Source organism: Paenibacillus sp. Cedars, from assembly GCF_003184205.1.
GTDB lineage: Bacteria > Bacillota > Bacilli > Paenibacillales > Paenibacillaceae > Paenibacillus_AQ > Paenibacillus_AQ glucanolyticus.
The window spans coordinates 41485-58554 of record NZ_CP020866.1; the positions used below are offsets into that span (position 1 = coordinate 41485).

A 17070-nucleotide genomic window follows, 5' to 3' on the forward strand; every position below is an offset into this window, starting at 1 on the left:
GAAAAATAGTAATAGGTGTTGTGTGAAGGGACTAATATCTGGTGATTGGCATGTAGTTGGAAACGAAGAGATTAAAAGAAACACTTGCTTTGATGACGAAGTTGAAACCAGAATCACATAAGGTAAAACAAATTGTACACAAAAGCAAACAGGAGGCAAAATGAAAACAAGTATTGTAATATTAACGCATAATCAGCTCGATTACACTAAGCTTTGTATTGAAAGTATTCGAAAATTCACACTCTCCGGCAGTTATGAGCTAATTGTCGTGGATAATGCTTCATCCGATGGAACGGTCAGTTGGCTTAAAGAGCAAGGAGATGTAAGAACAATTTTCAATGAAAGTAATCTTGGATTTCCAAAAGGATGTAATCAAGGAATTTCAATTTCTACAGGGGATAACGTCCTATTATTAAATAACGACACAGTAGTTACTGAACGGTGGTTAGAACAGTTGACAACCGCTTTGTACAGTGATGATAGCGTTGGAGCAGTAAGCTGCGTAACAAATAATTGCTCATATGCTCAAAAGATATCGACCAACTATAACAATTTGGACCAAATGCAAGAGTTTGCTGCTGAATATAATGTAACCGATCCAACAAAGTGGGAAGAGCGTTTGAAATTAATAGGTTTCTGTTACCTGATTAAATCCAGCGTGATTGAACGAATTGGGGTTTTAGACGAAATCTTTTCCCCCGGAAATTTTGAGGATGATGACTATTCCTTAAGAATCCGCAAGGCAGGTTACAAGCTACTGTTATGTAAAGATACATTTATCCATCATTTTGGTAGTGTATCTTTTGGAGAGATGTCAGCAAAATACAGTCAAATTTTGAGGAATAATGCTCGGAAGTATGAAAACAAATGGGGATTTAGCCCTCTGTATTCCCAACATATTCGTATGGAAGTCATTAACCTTATTGATGAGCCATCTGACACGCCAATTAATGTTTTAGAAGTTGGGTGTGCTTGCGGAGGTACGTTATTAGAGATAAAAAATCGGTTTAAAAATAGCAATCTTTATGGAATAGAACTAAATGAAAAGGCAGCAGAAGTCGCAAAAATTATAGCGGATGTTCAACCAGAAAATATAGAAAACGATGGTTTGAATTATGAAGCAGATTTTTTCGATTATATTATTTTTGCAGATGTGTTGGAGCATCTTTATGATCCATGGAGTGTACTCATTAACATCCGTAAGTACCTCAAGCCAACGGGTAAATTGCTTATCAGTCTTCCTAATATTATGCATCATAGTGTAATGAGTGATTTATTGGTTGAAGGTAACTTCACTTACGCAGAAGCAGGTATTTTGGATAGAACTCATATGCGTTTTTTCACCCTAAAAGAAATTCAAAAAATGAGTTTTTCAACAGGATATAAGATTATCCATATAGGAGGGGTGAGTACGGGAATTTCCCAGAAAGAAGAGGTCTTTATAGATCAACTTAATATGCTTAGCGATGTGGATCTCAGGGCTCAATTTGGAACATATCAGTATATTATTAATTCTTCCAAGAATTCACTATATGATATCGTGTTAACAATAATGGATTTTAAGGATCAACCCATTGCCATTGTAGAAAAACTGCAAGACTATAACATACAAGATATATTAAGTATGGTTAATGTGTTATTTAAGGATGATCTCATTAAAACAGAGGTGTTAAACCTTTTAGGGGTAGTGCACTTTGAAAATGGAAAGTATGAACGTGTATTACCTTTCTTTGAGCAAGCCCATTTAACGGATATGTTTAATTCGGAAGTTTTATATAATATTTCTTATTTTCTATATTATATTGGAGAGGTTCCCGTAGCTGACGAATATCGTAACGAACTTCGTAAAATTGATAAACAAGCGCATGAGGATCTATCTAAGATAGTAAAAGAAATGGTGCTAAGTCTGTAAAATTTAAAGGTGATCATAAAAATATAATTTATCACCCTGTTTCACCCCCATATAATCACAGTATTATCACTCAGGCATGACCGACTGACATAAACAAGTCAATTCAAAATTAATTGTCCAAGACCCCAGAAGTTCTGGGGTCTTTTTGTGAGCATTTAAGTATGTATTCTTCACTTATTTTAACTAATGTAATTAATCAGATTCCTTCAAATGAAACCAGTAATATAGACATAGACAAAAATAGAATAAAATGCTAAATTATTAGTATAAAAGAACCAATATAATACTATAGGAGGATAAAAATTGAAAAAATCTAGTAATTTACTGCTTGTTTTTTCCCTGTTTTTAAGTTTAGCTTTTATCAATCCATCAGTTGTCAATGCAGCATCGCAGTATACAGGTGGGCTAATGGACGGCGAGACAGTACAAATTGGGGCTTCTGTAGGGCAATCATCATCTGTGGCTACACAGCTGACAGACAACGATCCAGCGACGTCGGTCGTTCTGGCTAACGGGAATCTCGCTTGGTACACTTTTACTTCGCCGGTGGAGATTTCTGCAGTCATTGCAAGATATAGTGGGCCAGTAGCAGTTGAATTCTATGACGCAACCAATAACCTGTTGCAAAGATATGAACTATTAAGCAGCGATGGAGTTCAGACGCTTCCTGCTTTGGTACAAGATGTTTCGACAGTAGCGTTAAAATATACGGGAACCAATTCGAGAGTTTACGAGTGGAATGTATTTGCAGCTCCATTAACAGCCCCATTGCCTACGACGATTACATGGATTCAAGGTGGCGACCAGGTAGTCAAGCTGGAGTGGACGGCAAATGGTGCGGAATCGTATAATGTTAAGCGTGCTACTTCACCAGGCGGTCCATATGCCACGATTGCGAATGTTAAGGGAACCTCATATTCCGATAACACGGTAAACAATGGAACGACTTATTATTATGTAGTTTCGGCGGTAAATCAGGCAGGGGAGAGCGGCAATTCGCCCGAGAAGAGTATTAAAGTAGAAGCAACGAAGTACACAGGAGGTTTGCTTGATTGGGTTACTTTACAGTTGGGTAAATCGATATCCAGTCCTACCGGGACCGTGCGTGAATTGACAGACAACAATGAGTTAACCTCTAAAGTCATAAGTAATGGTGATTTTGTTTGGTATACATTTGCTTCCCCGGTAGAGATTTCTGCTGTCATCGCAAGATATAGTGGTGCAGTAGCGGTTGAGTTTTTTGATGTAAACAATAACTTACTGCAAAGATATGAATTATTAAGTAATGATGGAATTCAAACACTTGCAGCTCCAGTAAAAGATGTTTCTACAGTGGCGCTAAAATATACGGGAACCAATTCGAGAGTTTACGAGTGGAATGTATTTGCAGCTCCATTAACAGCCCCGTTGCCTACAACGATTACTTGGATTCAAGGCGGTGATCAGGTAGCGAAACTGGAATGGACCGCGAATGGAGCAGAGTCGTACAATGTTAAGCGTGCTACATCGCCAGGTGGTCCCTATGCCACGATTGCGAATGTCAAAGGAACCTCTTATTCAGATAACACCGTAACTAATGGAACGACTTATTATTATGTAGTTTCAGCGGTAAATCAGGCAGGGGAGAGCGGCAATTCGCCCGAGAAGAGTATTAAAGTAGAAGCAACGAAGTACACAGGAGGTTTGCTTGATTGGGTTACTTTACAGTTGGGTAAATCGATATCCAGTCCTACCGGGACCGTGCGTGAATTGACGGACAACAATACGTCAACTTCTAAGGTCATAAGCAACGGTGAGTTTGTCTGGAATACTTTTACTTCTCCAGTGGAAATTTCAGCAGTCATTGCTAGATATAGCGGTGCAGTAGCGGTTGAGTTCTATGATCAAAATAATAATCTACTTCAAAGATATGAGCTATCTACCAATGATGCTGTTCAGACGCTTCCAGCCCCGGTACAAGATGTTTCGACAGTTGCGCTGAAATATACGGGAACTAATTCAAGAGTTTACGAGTGGAATGTGTTTGGCAAAGGCGGGGAGTTGCCTCCAGAGGCACCGTTTAATTTAAAAGCTACCGCTGGAAACAAAAACGTTATTTTAAATTGGAGCAGTACCAACAAGGCCGTTACGAGCTTTGATATTAAGCGAGCTACAGTATCTGGCGGGCCATATACAATAATTGGAAGCGTGACTGGCAGCACTTACAGTTACACAGATATCAATGTTGTTAATGACACTACATATTATTATGTTGTTACCGCGGTAACCGCAGCAGGTGTAAGTGGGGATTCAAATGAAGCTTCCGCTACACCGAAGGCCGTAAATCCTCCAATTCCTGGCGATGGCCAAGAAGGAGAGCGGGGATTGCTTCGTCTTATCCTGATAAATGGAATTGATAGAGAGTACGACCTATCCATGACGGAGGTTAACGCCTTCATAAATTGGTATGAAGAACGCGCCAACGGTGTTGGAACAGTTATGTATGGTATCAATAAATACAATAATAATAAGGGACCGTTTGTGAATCGTAAGGATTATGTATTCTATGATAAGATTGTTACGTTTGAAGTGAATTCATATAATACGGAGGCCAGTATTCCGGAAACCCCACCACATGAACCGGGTGCCCATTAATACAGCGGGTATTTAAAAGAGCTGCTCTTGGCGATACAGAATGTGTTGCCGAGAGCTTTTTTTTTGCACTTCAATTTGGGAGCACGATAATAATCTCGATTAGAATCTATAACTAGTGGTTTTTTATAAGCAACTTGATTCATGATTTTTTGTATAGGGTAAATAACCCTAACCTAATTTTGTCCGCCTTTTCTTTGCGCCTGCCAACTCAGTCGTGGAGCCAAGTCGACATTTTTCTGTTTTTTCTGCAGCAGAAAACCTTTTTCTTGGTAATTGACACTGGATTGGACGGGTGCTATAGTCGGAAATGTGGACAATTAGTGTCACACTTTATTTGACAATGAAGGGAATGTTAGTGCATGCAAGGTAAAGTTAAATGGTTCAACGCAGAGAAAGGTTATGGCTTCATCGAGACTGAGGACGGCGGCGACGTATTTGTACATTTCTCCGCAATTCAATCCGAAGGCTTCAAGACTCTTGAAGAAGGACAATCCGTAGAATTCGAGATTGTTGAAGGCGCTCGTGGCCCGCAAGCTGCTAACGTAATCAAAATCTAATCATCCCGGCATAGCCGACCTACATAAACGGTATTGATGGTTAACAATTGGAGATTCGCTAGCCCAAGACTCCGGAACTTCCGGGGTCTTTTTTTTGTATCCGACCTCCGAAAAATATTGTGCTAAAATTCACAATTCTGTCTTTTTACATGGGCTTAACAAAATGCTATAATGAAGGTGCAAAGGAGGAGTGCCCAATGCAATTCACTATCCGAGGTCAACAAATTGATGTGACCGATGCTTTGAAAGACTATGTTGACAAGAAACTCAGCAGGCTAGATAAGTATTTTGATGCACCCCCCACCTCCGAAGGATACGTTACACTCAGTGTCATTCGAGGATTGCACACGGTGGAAGTGACCATTCCGCTCACAGGCGTGGTACTGCGTGCGGAAGACCGAAGCGACGATATGTACGCTTCCATTGATGCCGTTGTGGACAAGTTGGAACGTCAGATTCGCAAGCACAAAACCAAGCTGAACCGCAAGATCAAGCAAGAAGGCGGACTGAAGACGCTCATTGCGGAGAACGGGGCAGCGGCAACCAGTCAAATGGATGCAGAGCAAGTGGAGTACGACGAGGACAACTACGAAGTAGTCCGTACGAAACGTTTTACCATGAAGCCCATGGACGTGGAAGAAGCGATCCTGCAGATGAACATGGTAGGCCATAATTTTTTCGTATTTTCCAACATTGACACACAAGAAGTAAATGTCGTCTACAAGCGTGATGACGGCAAGTACGGATTGATCGAGCGGGACTAAGTCTCAAGCGGCATTCCTCAAGGAATGCAGAGGCACCAGGTTCGGTTCGAATTTTAAAATGAAATCGAAATTGTAAGATGAGCCTTCATCCGTGTTAGCGGGTGGGGCTCTTTATTTGGATATATGGACGTCTATTTTACACCTGTTTAGATGTAGGGTTTTGCTACTATAATGAATATAATTCCATTGCCAACGACTGGGTAAATGCTCCACGCAACTTTTCAGGACGTCTTCGCGTCTCATAGAGTAGGGCTTCACGTAACAGACATCTCTTGTGAAAGCACATATTGTTGCGGCATCCCTTACAAACTGTTACAATTTATGCAAACCCTCATTTTACGGGACAGGCTTTTTAGCCTGCATGAAATGGGACCATCATAAGGAATCAATGAATCGATTTCATCATTTAACCCTTTGGCATTTAATGAAGTTGATTCTATCACTTGTTTTGCACGAAAGGGGTTAACCATGCTAGGACTTGTCAAAAAGATTTTCGGCGACACCAACGAGCGTGATGTCAAACGTCTCATGAAGACGGTCGATGTAATCAACAAAATGGAACCGGATTTTGAGAAGCTCTCCGATGAGCAGCTGCAAGCGAAAACCGAGGAGTTCCGTGCGCGGATCGAGAAAGGTGAGACGCTGGAGGAACTGCTTCCCGAAGCGTTTGCGACAGTCCGTGAGGCTTCCAGACGAACACTCGGCAAGCGTCACTACGACGTACAGCTGGTCGGAGGAATGGCCCTCCACGAAGGCAGAATTGCAGAGATGAAGACCGGTGAAGGTAAGACCCTTGTGGGTACGCTGCCGGTTTACTTAAATGCCCTGCTTGGCAAAGGGGTTCACGTTGTAACCGTCAATGATTATTTGGCACAGCGTGACAGCCAGGAAATGGCGCAAATATATAACTTCCTGGGTCTAACCGTCGGGGTTAACCTGAGCGGTATGGAACACCCGGATAAACAGCATGCTTATGCATGCGATATTACGTACGGAACGAATAACGAGTTCGGCTTTGACTATCTGCGTGACAACATGGTCCTCTACAAAGAGCAGATGGTTCAGCGTCCACTCTATTTCTGTATCATTGATGAAGTGGACTCCATCCTGGTTGATGAAGCGCGTACGCCGCTTATCATCTCGGGACAAGCTCAGAAATCGACCGAGCTGTATTTTGCAGCGGATCGCTTCGTGAAGCGCCTGACGGCAGAAGAGGATTATACCGTAGATATTAAGGTCAAATCCGTAGCTCTGACAGAAAAGGGAGTTGCCCAGGCGGAGCGTTCCTTCGGTATCGAAAACCTGTATGACCAGAACCATGTAACACTGAACCACCACATTGTACAAGCGCTGAAAGCGAACGTGATTATGCGCCGCGACGTGGATTACGTTGTCACTGACGACGAAGTGGTTATTGTGGACGAATTTACGGGTCGCTTGATGGCAGGACGCCGCTATAGCGACGGTCTTCACCAGGCGATTGAAGCGAAGGAAGGCATCGAAGTTCAGAACGAGAGCATGACACTGGCGACGATTACTTTCCAGAACTACTTCCGTATGTATCGCAAGCTGGCAGGTATGACCGGTACAGCGAAGACAGAGGAAGAAGAGTTCAAGAAGATTTATGGTCTTGAAGTGCTCCAGATTCCTACAAACAAACCGAATCAGCGTAACGACATGCCGGATGTTGTCTATAAGAGCGAAGAAGGCAAGTTCAAGGCAGTTGTTACGGAGATCGTGGAACGTCATAAAAAGAATCAACCGATCCTGGTGGGTACGGTTTCGATTGAGAACTCCGAGCGTTTATCGGAAATGCTGAAACGCAAAGGCATTCAGCATAAAGTTCTGAATGCGAAGTACCATGCAGAGGAAGCGGAAATCATCTCACGCGCCGGTCAGCCGGGATCTGTAACGATCGCGACGAATATGGCGGGACGCGGTACGGATATTTTGCTGGGTGAAGGCGTGCAGAATATTGGCGGACTTCACATTATCGGTACGGAGCGTCACGAATCGCGCCGGATCGATAACCAGCTGCGTGGTCGTGCCGGTCGTCAAGGTGACCCGGGATCCACTCAGTTCTATTTGTCCCTGGGCGATGAACTGATGAAACGTTTTGGTACAGACAACGTTCTGAACATGATGGAGCGTCTTGGCTTTGAAGAGGATCAGCCGATCGAGAGCAAGATGATTACCCGTGCGGTTGAATCCGCGCAGAAGCGGGTTGAGGGCAATAACTTCGACATGCGTAAAGTCGTTCTTCAATATGATGACGTGATGAACCAGCAGCGTGAGATCATCTACAAACAACGCCGCGAGATTCTGGAGTCCCAAGACATTAAACAAATCGTTGTTGAGATGATGAAGCCAGTCATTGAACGGGTTGTTCAGGCTCACTGCAGCGATGATATTCCGGAGAACTGGGAACTGCAAGAAGTGGCAGACTTCGTTAACAGCAAGCTGTTGGACGAGGGTGCAATTACCCGCGAAGATCTGTGGGGCAAAGAATCGGAAGAAATCACGGAATTTATCTTTGAGCGCGTGATGAAGAAGTATGCAGAGCGTGAAGAGGCGATTGGTGAAGAGATGGTACGCGAGTTCGAGAAAGTTATCGTGCTGCGTGCGGTAGACAGCAAGTGGATGGATCACATCGATGCGATGGACCAACTGCGTCAAGGTATTCATCTCCGTGCATACGGCGGTACCGATCCGCTTCGCGAATACCAGTTCGAAGGCTTTGAGATGTTTAATGCCATGATCGCTACGATTCAAGAGGAAGTGGCAACGTACATCATGAAGGCGCAGATCGCAACGAACCAGGAGCGCCAGGCTGTCGTGGAGGAGAACAAGGTATCCACGAACAGCAGCAGCGAGCCAGCCGAGAAGCGTCCAGTGCAAGTAGCTGAACAGATCGGCCGGAACGATGCATGTCCTTGCGGCAGCGGCAAGAAGTATAAGCACTGCCACGGACAGAACGCTTAAGCTACATTTTCATAAAACGGCCTTGTGTATAGGCGCTGATTTTTCAACTCCCTTAAGAGCAGCAGATGAACCGGTCATTGTGGTCTTATCCACAGCGATCCGAAACCTCTGCTGCGCTTAAGGGAGTTTATCTGAATAAATAACGAATGATCTAGTAAAGTCGCATAAATTTCTCTTGAATATGGAACGTTTTCCATGCAGGAGAGGGTATACTGAAGTTATTACGATTACGTATAGATAAGAAAGGACGAGGGACTCATGATCGAACCAAGTGTGAAGCAGGACCTGCGTGAAATCAGCAAGAAACTAACCAATCTTAGGGGGTCTCTTTGACTTAGATCTCAAACAGGAAATGATTGAGAATTTTGAGGAGAAGATGGCTGCCCCGGATTTTTGGGACGATAATGAAAAAGCCCAAGCTCTCATTGCTGAGATGAATGCTGTGAAATCATCCGTGGATCAGTATCAAAAACTTCAGCAGGATTACGATGATGCTGTTGTTATGACTGAACTGGCGGATGAAGAGGGCGACGACTCCCTTGCAGGAGAAATTGGCGAGACAATTAAGGACTTGGTTAAGCGCGTGGAGGAATTTGAGCTTCAGCTGCTGTTGAACCAGCCTTACGATAAAATGAATGCCATCCTTGAGCTGCATCCCGGAGCGGGCGGAACCGAGTCGCAAGACTGGGGCCAAATGCTGCACCGAATGTATACCCGCTGGGCGGAGAAGCGCGGCTTCAAGGTGGAAACACTGGATTACCTGCCAGGCGACGAAGCGGGAATCAAGAGTGTAACGCTGCTGATCAAGGGCTACAATGCTTACGGATATTTAAAAGCGGAAAAAGGAGTTCATCGTCTGGTTCGCATATCACCATTCGACTCTTCCGGTCGCCGTCATACCTCCTTTGTATCCTGCGATGTGGTACCGGAAATCAACGATGAAATCGAGCTGGATATCCGCACCGAGGATCTGAAGATTGATACCTACCGTGCCAGTGGCGCAGGGGGTCAGCATATCAATACGACGGACTCGGCCGTACGGATCACTCACTTGCCAACCGGCGTGGTGGTAACGTGTCAGAATGAACGCTCTCAGATCAAGAACCGTGAGCGTGCCATGACAATGCTTCGTTCCAAGCTCTACGAGCGCAAAATCGAGGAGCAGAAGAAGGAATTGGCGGAAATTCGCGGCGAGCAGTCGGAAATCGCTTGGGGCAGCCAGATCCGTTCGTATGTATTCCATCCGTACAGTATGGCTAAGGACCACCGTACACAGGTGGAGACCGGTAATATTGGAGCCGTCATGGACGGAGATCTGGATGCTTTTATCGATGGTTATTTGCGCAGTCAGATCAAGCAGGAAGTCGAGTAGGACGTTGAGGAGAGATTTGAAGAACTATGGCGCAATCCGCTGGCAATCCATCGATTAACAAAAGAAAAAGAGAACCCCTGATTCCGATCAACGGTCCCCTTCGGCAGACGGTGGACGCAATTTTTATTATCATCGGCTCCTTTATCATGGCCCTGTCATTCAATTTATTTTTCCTCCCGAATCACATTGCCTCCGGCGGCGTGTCGGGTTTGTCCGTTCTTGCGCAATCATGGCTCGGCATTGAACCGGCTTTTACGCAGTGGGCACTGAACATCCCATTGTTTGTACTCGGCTTCTGGCTGCTTGGACGCGATTACGGCATTCGTTCCCTGCTGGGCAGCGTGATTTTGCCGTTGTTTGTTTTCCTGACCAAGGACTGGCCAATCCCAACCTCCAATCCACTTCTGGCCTCCATTTATGGAGGAATCGGGGTCGGTATCGGGATGGGGCTGGTCTATCGCGGCCGGGGGTCGACAGGCGGGCTGACCATCGTGGCACAGCTCTTGCAAAAATACAGCGGCCTGACGTTCTCCCTCTGTGTCGTACTGCTGGATGCGATTGTGATCTCATCGGCAGCACTGGTGCTGTCACTGGAGCAGGCGTTATACGCACTGATTGGACTGTATGTTACAGGCAAAGTGATTGATGCCATTGAGCTTGGCTTCAGCTTTACCAAGGTGGCCTACATTATATCCGATCATAACGAGCCGATAACGAAGGCTATTCTGGAGGATTTGGACCGGGGATTAACCAAGCTAACCGCTGAGGGAGGTTATACGGGTGAACATCGAACCGTCCTGATGGTGGTAGTCGGGCAGAGCGAGATTCCCCGTCTAAAGACAGTGGTCCAGTCGGTAGATCCGAATGCTTTTGTAATTATCAGCAATGCGCATGAGGTATTGGGTGAAGGATTCCGCAATATTAAGGCGTAAGCCAATAGAATACAGCGGCCGAGACATTCTCGGCGATAGGAAGAGACGGTGTATATCACCGTCTCTTTTTCTATTTTCAGACGAATCCGATTTCAGTGAAGCTGGAAGTTCGATCATCGCAAAAAATCTTCCCTAACGCAGTCTGCCCTCTGTGAAGATACAATGACAGATAGTTTTCTTATGGGGCCAACATCCACCCCCAGTAGCGGCAGGCTTGAATTCTCCTTTATTTTTCTAGTAAAGAGCATATAATGGAAACTAAACTTGTAGGGGGTAGGGGATGATGGAGATTGAACAGATCTATGGTAATTTGCCAGTGCTGGAGACAGAACGTCTGCGTCTTCGCAGAGTATCGATGCAGGATGCAAACGAGATGTATGTCTATGCCTCCGATGATGAGGTTACAAAACACGTAACTTGGGAAACCCACCGCTCCGTTAATGACAGTAAGCGATTCATTCAATTTATACTGGCCCAATATGCGAAGCATGATATCGCCCCGTGGGGGATTGAGCTGAAGGAAAGCGGACGTATGGTGGGGACGGTGGATTTTGTATGGTGGAAGCCCGGGCATCAGAGTGCCGAGATCGGTTATGTACTGGCACGCGATTGTTGGGGACAAGGACTTATGACAGAGGCGGCCACTGCATTGCTGAAGCTGGGCTTTGGCCAGATGGAGCTTGTACGCATCCAGGCCCGCTGCATAACAGAGAACATCGGCTCCCAGCGTGTGATGGAGAAGATCGGCATGTCCTATGAGGGCACGTTAAGAAAAGGGATCAAGATCAAGGGGCAGCATTGGGACCTTAAATTATTCTCCATACTAAAAGAAGATTATGAATCGGCTAATTAAAGGTTGGAGGAACATGGAGCATGCATGAAAATTGGACCAAATTTGAATAATCCATTGTATTTATATGAATACGGTCGTATAATAATACATATTTATGAGACGGATAGGTCAATGGAAAACTTGTTAGTAAGAGAGCCACAATTCAATGCGGGACACGGAAACATTCCGAACAAGGTAAAGGGCCGCCTGACAGCAGCAGCTTCATGAAGAAGAAGCATTTCAGGAGCATTCGCAGCGGCTCGACTTGTTTCTATACACCTAAGATATACAGATTTCGGGGAACAACGGGAATCGACCGGAAGCATGAACCGTATCCGTAAGATGTAGAGATGAAGGAACTGGCTGAATGGGACCTTGCCTAAGGTCCTATAGCTGTTCCTGGGGGAGAGGGATGAGGATATGACGGACACAAACACATTAAGAGTTGCCATTGTTGGATCTACCGGTTACGGGGGAGTGGAACTGATCCGCTTGCTGCAATCACACCCGCGAGTTGAGATTACGTCGGTGATTTCTTCATCGAGTGCGGGGGCACCCATATCGGATGGTTTTCCGCATTTGACGAATATCGTCACCCGGAATTTGGATGGTGTAAATCCAGCGGAAATCGCAGAGGTGGCTGACCTGGTGTTTGCCGCGACACCTTCTGGCGTTAGCGCCAAGCTGGTGCCGGAGCTGCTGGAAGTTGGCCTTAAGGTTATTGACCTTTCAGGCGATTTTCGCTTGAAAGACGGAGGGATATATGAGCAGTGGTATAAGCACCCGGCACCGAGCGCGGAGCTTTTGGAAAAAGCGGTATACGGCCTATGCGAAGTGTTTGGCGAGGAGGTCCGCGATGTGGATTTCATCTCCAATCCGGGCTGTTATCCGACAGCGACCCTGCTCGGACTGATCCCGGCCATCAGCGCGGGATGGATCGATGCCTCTTCGCTGATTATCGACGCCAAATCCGGCGTGTCCGGCTCCGGAAGGGGAACGAGTTTGACGTCCCATTATGCCGAGATCAACGAGAACTTCAAAGCTTACAAGGTGAATAAGCACCAGCATATTCCTGAGGTTGAGCAGGTGTTGACTCAGGTGGCGGGTGAACCGATCACGGTTACTTTTACGACCCATCTCGTACCGATGACACGTGGCATTATGAGCACTATGTATGCAACGCTGAACGGTCCATATACGGAAGAGGATTTCATTGAGCTGTACCGCCAGTATTTCAAAGATCGCCGGTTCGTGAGAATCCGTGAGCAAGGGGTATGGCCTGCAACAAAAGAAGTGAGCGGCTCGAACTATTGCGACATCGGATTTGCGGTGGATGCACGAACAAACAGAGTGACCATAATATCGGTCATTGATAATGTGGTGAAGGGTGCGGCCGGTCAGGCGATCCAGAACCTGAACTTGATGATGGGATGGGAGGAGAGCCTCGGACTTACGTTTACGCCGATTTATCCGTAAGCGGCTGGGGATACAGACATGGGAGAGAATACGTTTGCGATAATTGAAGGGGGCAGCATTGTAACGCCGCAAGGCTTCAAGGCGGCCGGCCTCCACTGTGGACTTAAGAAAACAGACCGTAACGATCTGGGTGTCATCGTATGTGATGTGCCTGCCGTGGCGGCTGCGGTATATACAACGAATCTTTTTCAGGCGGCACCGCTGAAGGTAACGCGTGAGAGTCTGCAGGATGGCAAGCTTCGCGCTATTGTTGTCAACAGCGGGAACGCCAATGCCTGCACGGGTAAGCAGGGTGAAGAGGATGCATATACGATGCGTTCCAACACGGCTTCGCAATTCAATCTGGATGTAGACGATGTGGCCGTAGCCTCGACAGGAGTCATCGGCGAACTGCTGAAGATGGATCGTGTATCTTCAGGCATTGCCAGCTTGCCGGCACATCTCAGTGGCGAGAGTGAAGGAGCGGAAAGCTTCAGCCAGGCGATTTTGACAACGGATCTTGTAAAAAAAGAAGCCTGCGTCACCGTCCAAGTCAACGGTACAAAGGTTACCATCGCGGGAACAGCGAAGGGATCGGGGATGATTCACCCGAACATGGCAACCATGCTCGGGTTTATGACGACAGATGCGGTTATTGATCAGGAAGCGCTGCAGCTGCTGCTGCGCCAAACGACCAACCTGACCTTTAATATGATAACCGTGGATGGCGATACGAGCACGAACGATATGCTGATTGCGATGGCCAGCGGTCTGGCGGAGCACGAGGCATTGACACCGGAGCATCCCGATTGGGATGCGTTCGCAGCGGGCTTCCACCATGTGTGCCAGCAGCTGGCGAAGGCCATCGCGCGTGATGGAGAGGGAGCGTCCCGCTTGATCGAGGTTCGCGTGAACGGTGCCGAGTGTGACGATGATGCCCAAGCGATTGCCAAGACGATCATTGGCTCCAGCCTGGTGAAATCCGCGGTGTTCGGGGCAGATGCCAACTGGGGGCGCATTATTGCGGCTGTAGGTCGTGCGGGTCGTCCGGTCAACCCGGAGACGGTTGATATTGCCATAGGTCCAATTTCGGTGCTGGAGCAGTCCAGACCGGTTGCTTTTGACGAGGATGCCGCACTGGTTTACCTTCAGGGCGATTCCGTGGACATTGATGTGAAGCTGCATATCGGGAATGGATCAGCCACGGCGTGGGGCTGTGACTTGACCTATGACTATGTCCGCATTAATGCGGCTTACCGTACGTAGATAAATCACCTATAGATCGGGAGGAGACGGATATGAAGAGCACGATCGATCAAGAGGATATGTTGCCGGTCCAAACATCGGGGGCAGATACCTTTGTCATGAAATGCGGCGGCAGCACGCTCGCTGCACTTCCGGACAGCTTCTTCGAGGATTTGAAGGAGCTGCAGCAGAAGGGAGTCCATCCTGTAATTGTTCATGGAGGCGGTCCTGCCATCTCCGGCAATCTGGAGAAACTCGGTATCGAGACCGAGTTCGTGAATGGACTGCGCAAGACGACGGAGGATGTGCTGGACGTTGTGGAGATGGTGCTCGCAGGCACTATCAATAAAGGGATTGTAAGACGGATACAAAGCGTGGGCGGCTGTGCTATCGGCTTGTCCGGCTCGGACGGAGGACTGATCGAGGCCAAACCGGTTACGAACCATGCGGAGGTTGGCTGGGTTGGCGATGTAACGAAGGTGAAGTCATCCATACTGAGCGGTGTACTGAAGATGGGATACATGCCTGTGGTTGCGCCGATTGGTGTGGATTCATCCGGTCAGCGCTACAATATCAATGCAGATACGGCTGCTGGCGCCGTTGCCTCCCATCTGGGGGTCAAGCGGATGATTGTTGTCACCGACGTGCCCGGGATCATGAAGGGGACGGGCGGCGAGAAGCGGGTGCTTCCGACCGTGACGGTGCAAGAGATTGAAGACATGATCGGCACGGGCGAGATCTACGGGGGGATGATTCCCAAGGTCAGAGCGGCCATCAGCTGCATCCATGGCAAAGTGAGCGAGGTTGTCATCGTGAACGGAAGCGAACCGAACGTGCTGAGCCGTGTCCTTGGTGGAGAAGTGCTGGGAACGCGTATTGTGCGGATGTCATAATAAATGAACAGATTGAGTTTTTACGAATAGAACGACCTCAACGGAGGAGGCGGAATTGTTCTGAAGAAGCAACGCGGTCGCCTTTGCCCCAGGATTTTAACAGTTGTATCCATTTTAATAGAAAAACTGGGGGCAACAGCGATCGGAAGAACAATCCGCATGCGTAGTGATGAAAGGGCAGTCAGAGTTCATGATGATGAACCTGTTTTGTCCAAATGCAAAGGAGTGTGTGAAGGTCATGGGAAAAGAAACAGCGGTTAGCGGTATCGTAGCAGCGAATGAAAGCTCATTGTTCCAGACGTACGCCAGATATCCAATTGCCTTGGTAAAAGGAGAAGGCAGCTGGCTATGGGATGATCAAGGCAACAAATATCTTGATTTCATGGCAGGGCTGGCAGTAACGAATCTCGGTCATGCTCCTGTGAAAGTGAAAGAGAAGCTGAAGGCCCAACTGGATGAATTGTGGCATGTCTCGAACCTGTTTCACATTCCCGGCCAGGAAAAAGCGGCAGCGCTGCTGACAGCAAACACTTGTGCTGATGCCGTTTTCTTCTGCAACAGTGGAGCGGAAGCTAACGAAGCAGCCATCAAGCTCGCGCGCCGCTACCATCAGAAGGTGAAGGGTACGGGGCGCTACGAGGTGATTACGTTTACCCAGTCCTTCCATGGACGGACGCTGGCTACATTGACAGCTACCGGCCAGGATAAGGTGAAGGAAGGCTTCCTTCCGCTGCCGGCTGGTTTTAAGAGCGTCCCGCTGCATGACCTTCCGGCACTTGAAGCTGCCATTAACAACAATACCGCAGCCATCATGATCGAGATGGTGCAGGCGGAAGGCGGCGTGCATCCGGTGGAGCCGGAATTCCTGCAAGCCGTGACCGAGCTGTGCAAGAAGCACGGTCTGCTGCTGATTGTTGACGAGGTTCAGACGGGCATGGGCCGTACCGGCAAGCTGTTTGCGCATGAGCATTACGGCATTGAGCCGGATATTTTTACCGTAGCCAAAGGGCTTGGCTCCGGCTTCCCGGTCGGCGCGATGCTGGGCAAAGGCTATCTGCGCGAAGCCTTCACGGCAGGCAGCCATGCCACGACGTTTGGCGGCACACCCATTGCGAGCTCCGTCATCCAGGCTACCATCGAGACGATGATTGAGGATCATGTGCCGCAGCGCGCGGCGGACGCCGGAGAATATTTGATGGCGAAGCTGAACGAGAGCCTGGGCGGTCATCCCTTTGTGAAGGCCATTCGGGGCAAAGGCCTGCTGATCGGGATCGAATGCGCGGAACCGGTTGGCGAGCTGGTACTGAAAGGACAGAGCCGCGGACTGCTGTTCGTGACAGCGGGACCGGAAGTGATTCGACTGCTGCCGAATCTGTACGTGACAAGACAAGAAATCGATCAGGCGGTATCCATTATTACAGAACTGATTCATGAGCATTCAGCGGTTCAGCAAGCATAACGAGAGCCGTTATCCTATATGTAGCTTTGACAA

The 17070-nt window shown here is 47.4% G+C and carries 12 protein-coding genes; all 12 read left to right on the plus strand.

The window, feature by feature from the left end; translation table 11 throughout:
- Positions 1-160: 160 nt before the first annotated feature.
- The 12 genes from B9D94_RS01695 to B9D94_RS01750 all read left to right on the plus strand — a co-directional run bounded on the left by B9D94_RS01695 (position 161) and on the right by B9D94_RS01750 (position 17037).
- Positions 161-1912 (plus strand): glycosyltransferase, encoded by a 1752-nt coding sequence (locus tag B9D94_RS01695; protein WP_148246369.1) that lies wholly within the window; start codon positions 161-163, stop codon positions 1910-1912.
- A gap of 303 nt (positions 1913-2215) precedes the next feature.
- Positions 2216-4546, plus strand: coding sequence for an Ig-like domain-containing protein (locus B9D94_RS01700; protein WP_367613809.1), 2331 nt, complete (start codon positions 2216-2218; stop codon positions 4544-4546).
- 359 nt (positions 4547-4905) lie between these two features.
- Positions 4906-5103 carry a cold shock domain-containing protein gene (locus B9D94_RS01705; protein ID WP_006213042.1) on the plus strand — a complete coding sequence of 66 codons (198 nt, stop codon included), beginning with the start codon at positions 4906-4908 and terminating at the stop codon, positions 5101-5103.
- A gap of 197 nt (positions 5104-5300) precedes the next feature.
- On the plus strand, positions 5301-5867 hold the full coding sequence (gene raiA, locus B9D94_RS01710) for a ribosome hibernation-promoting factor, HPF/YfiA family (RefSeq protein ID WP_006213041.1): 567 nt from the start codon (positions 5301-5303) through the stop codon (positions 5865-5867).
- A 468-nt stretch (positions 5868-6335) separates the two neighbouring features.
- Positions 6336-8849, plus strand: a complete 2514-nt coding sequence (gene secA / locus B9D94_RS01715) for a preprotein translocase subunit SecA (RefSeq protein ID WP_006213040.1) — start codon at positions 6336-6338, stop codon at positions 8847-8849.
- Positions 8850-9107: 258 nt separating this feature from the next.
- Positions 9108-10221 (plus strand): peptide chain release factor 2 gene (gene prfB / locus B9D94_RS01720; RefSeq protein ID WP_100086551.1). Its coding sequence is split into 2 segments (ribosomal slippage): positions 9108-9179 and positions 9181-10221, totalling 1113 coding nucleotides; the frame shifts between segments, so codons are not numbered across the junction.
- A 26-nt stretch (positions 10222-10247) separates the two neighbouring features.
- Positions 10248-11153 (plus strand): YitT family protein, encoded by a 906-nt coding sequence (locus B9D94_RS01725; protein ID WP_006213038.1) that lies wholly within the window; start codon positions 10248-10250, stop codon positions 11151-11153.
- 283 nt (positions 11154-11436) lie between these two features.
- On the plus strand, positions 11437-12006 hold the full coding sequence (locus B9D94_RS01730) for a GNAT family N-acetyltransferase (RefSeq protein WP_006213037.1): 570 nt from the start codon (positions 11437-11439) through the stop codon (positions 12004-12006).
- A gap of 399 nt (positions 12007-12405) precedes the next feature.
- Entirely contained in the window at positions 12406-13461 is a 1056-nt protein-coding gene (argC, locus tag B9D94_RS01735; protein WP_006213036.1) for an N-acetyl-gamma-glutamyl-phosphate reductase, read from the plus strand.
- 18 nt (positions 13462-13479) lie between these two features.
- Entirely contained in the window at positions 13480-14706 is a 1227-nt protein-coding gene (gene argJ / locus B9D94_RS01740; RefSeq protein ID WP_148246370.1) for a bifunctional glutamate N-acetyltransferase/amino-acid acetyltransferase ArgJ, read from the plus strand.
- Between the two features lie 32 nt (positions 14707-14738).
- Positions 14739-15578: an acetylglutamate kinase gene (gene argB, locus B9D94_RS01745; protein ID WP_148246371.1), complete on the plus strand. Its 840-nt coding sequence runs from the start codon at positions 14739-14741 to the stop codon at positions 15576-15578.
- Between the two features lie 238 nt (positions 15579-15816).
- A complete protein-coding gene (locus B9D94_RS01750; RefSeq protein ID WP_036639896.1) occupies positions 15817-17037 on the plus strand; it encodes an acetylornithine transaminase in 1221 nt (406 codons plus the stop codon).
- Positions 17038-17070: the final 33 nt, after the last annotated feature.

Excerpts from the sequence above, each read along its gene's own strand:
- B9D94_RS01695 (WP_148246369.1), top strand. The coding sequence starts at position 161 with ATGAAAACAAGTATTGTAATATTAACGCATAATCAGCTCGATTACACT.
- B9D94_RS01705 (WP_006213042.1), top strand. The coding sequence starts at position 4,906 with ATGCAAGGTAAAGTTAAATGGTTCAACGCAGAGAAAGGTTATGGCTTC.
- raiA (WP_006213041.1), top strand. The coding sequence starts at position 5,301 with ATGCAATTCACTATCCGAGGTCAACAAATTGATGTGACCGATGCTTTG.
- secA (WP_006213040.1), top strand. The coding sequence starts at position 6,336 with ATGCTAGGACTTGTCAAAAAGATTTTCGGCGACACCAACGAGCGTGAT.
- B9D94_RS01725 (WP_006213038.1), top strand. The coding sequence starts at position 10,248 with ATGGCGCAATCCGCTGGCAATCCATCGATTAACAAAAGAAAAAGAGAA.
- B9D94_RS01730 (WP_006213037.1), top strand. The coding sequence starts at position 11,437 with ATGGAGATTGAACAGATCTATGGTAATTTGCCAGTGCTGGAGACAGAA.
- argC (WP_006213036.1), top strand. The coding sequence starts at position 12,406 with ATGACGGACACAAACACATTAAGAGTTGCCATTGTTGGATCTACCGGT.
- argJ (WP_148246370.1), top strand. The coding sequence starts at position 13,480 with ATGGGAGAGAATACGTTTGCGATAATTGAAGGGGGCAGCATTGTAACG.
- argB (WP_148246371.1), top strand. The coding sequence starts at position 14,739 with ATGAAGAGCACGATCGATCAAGAGGATATGTTGCCGGTCCAAACATCG.
- B9D94_RS01750 (WP_036639896.1), top strand. The coding sequence starts at position 15,817 with ATGGGAAAAGAAACAGCGGTTAGCGGTATCGTAGCAGCGAATGAAAGC.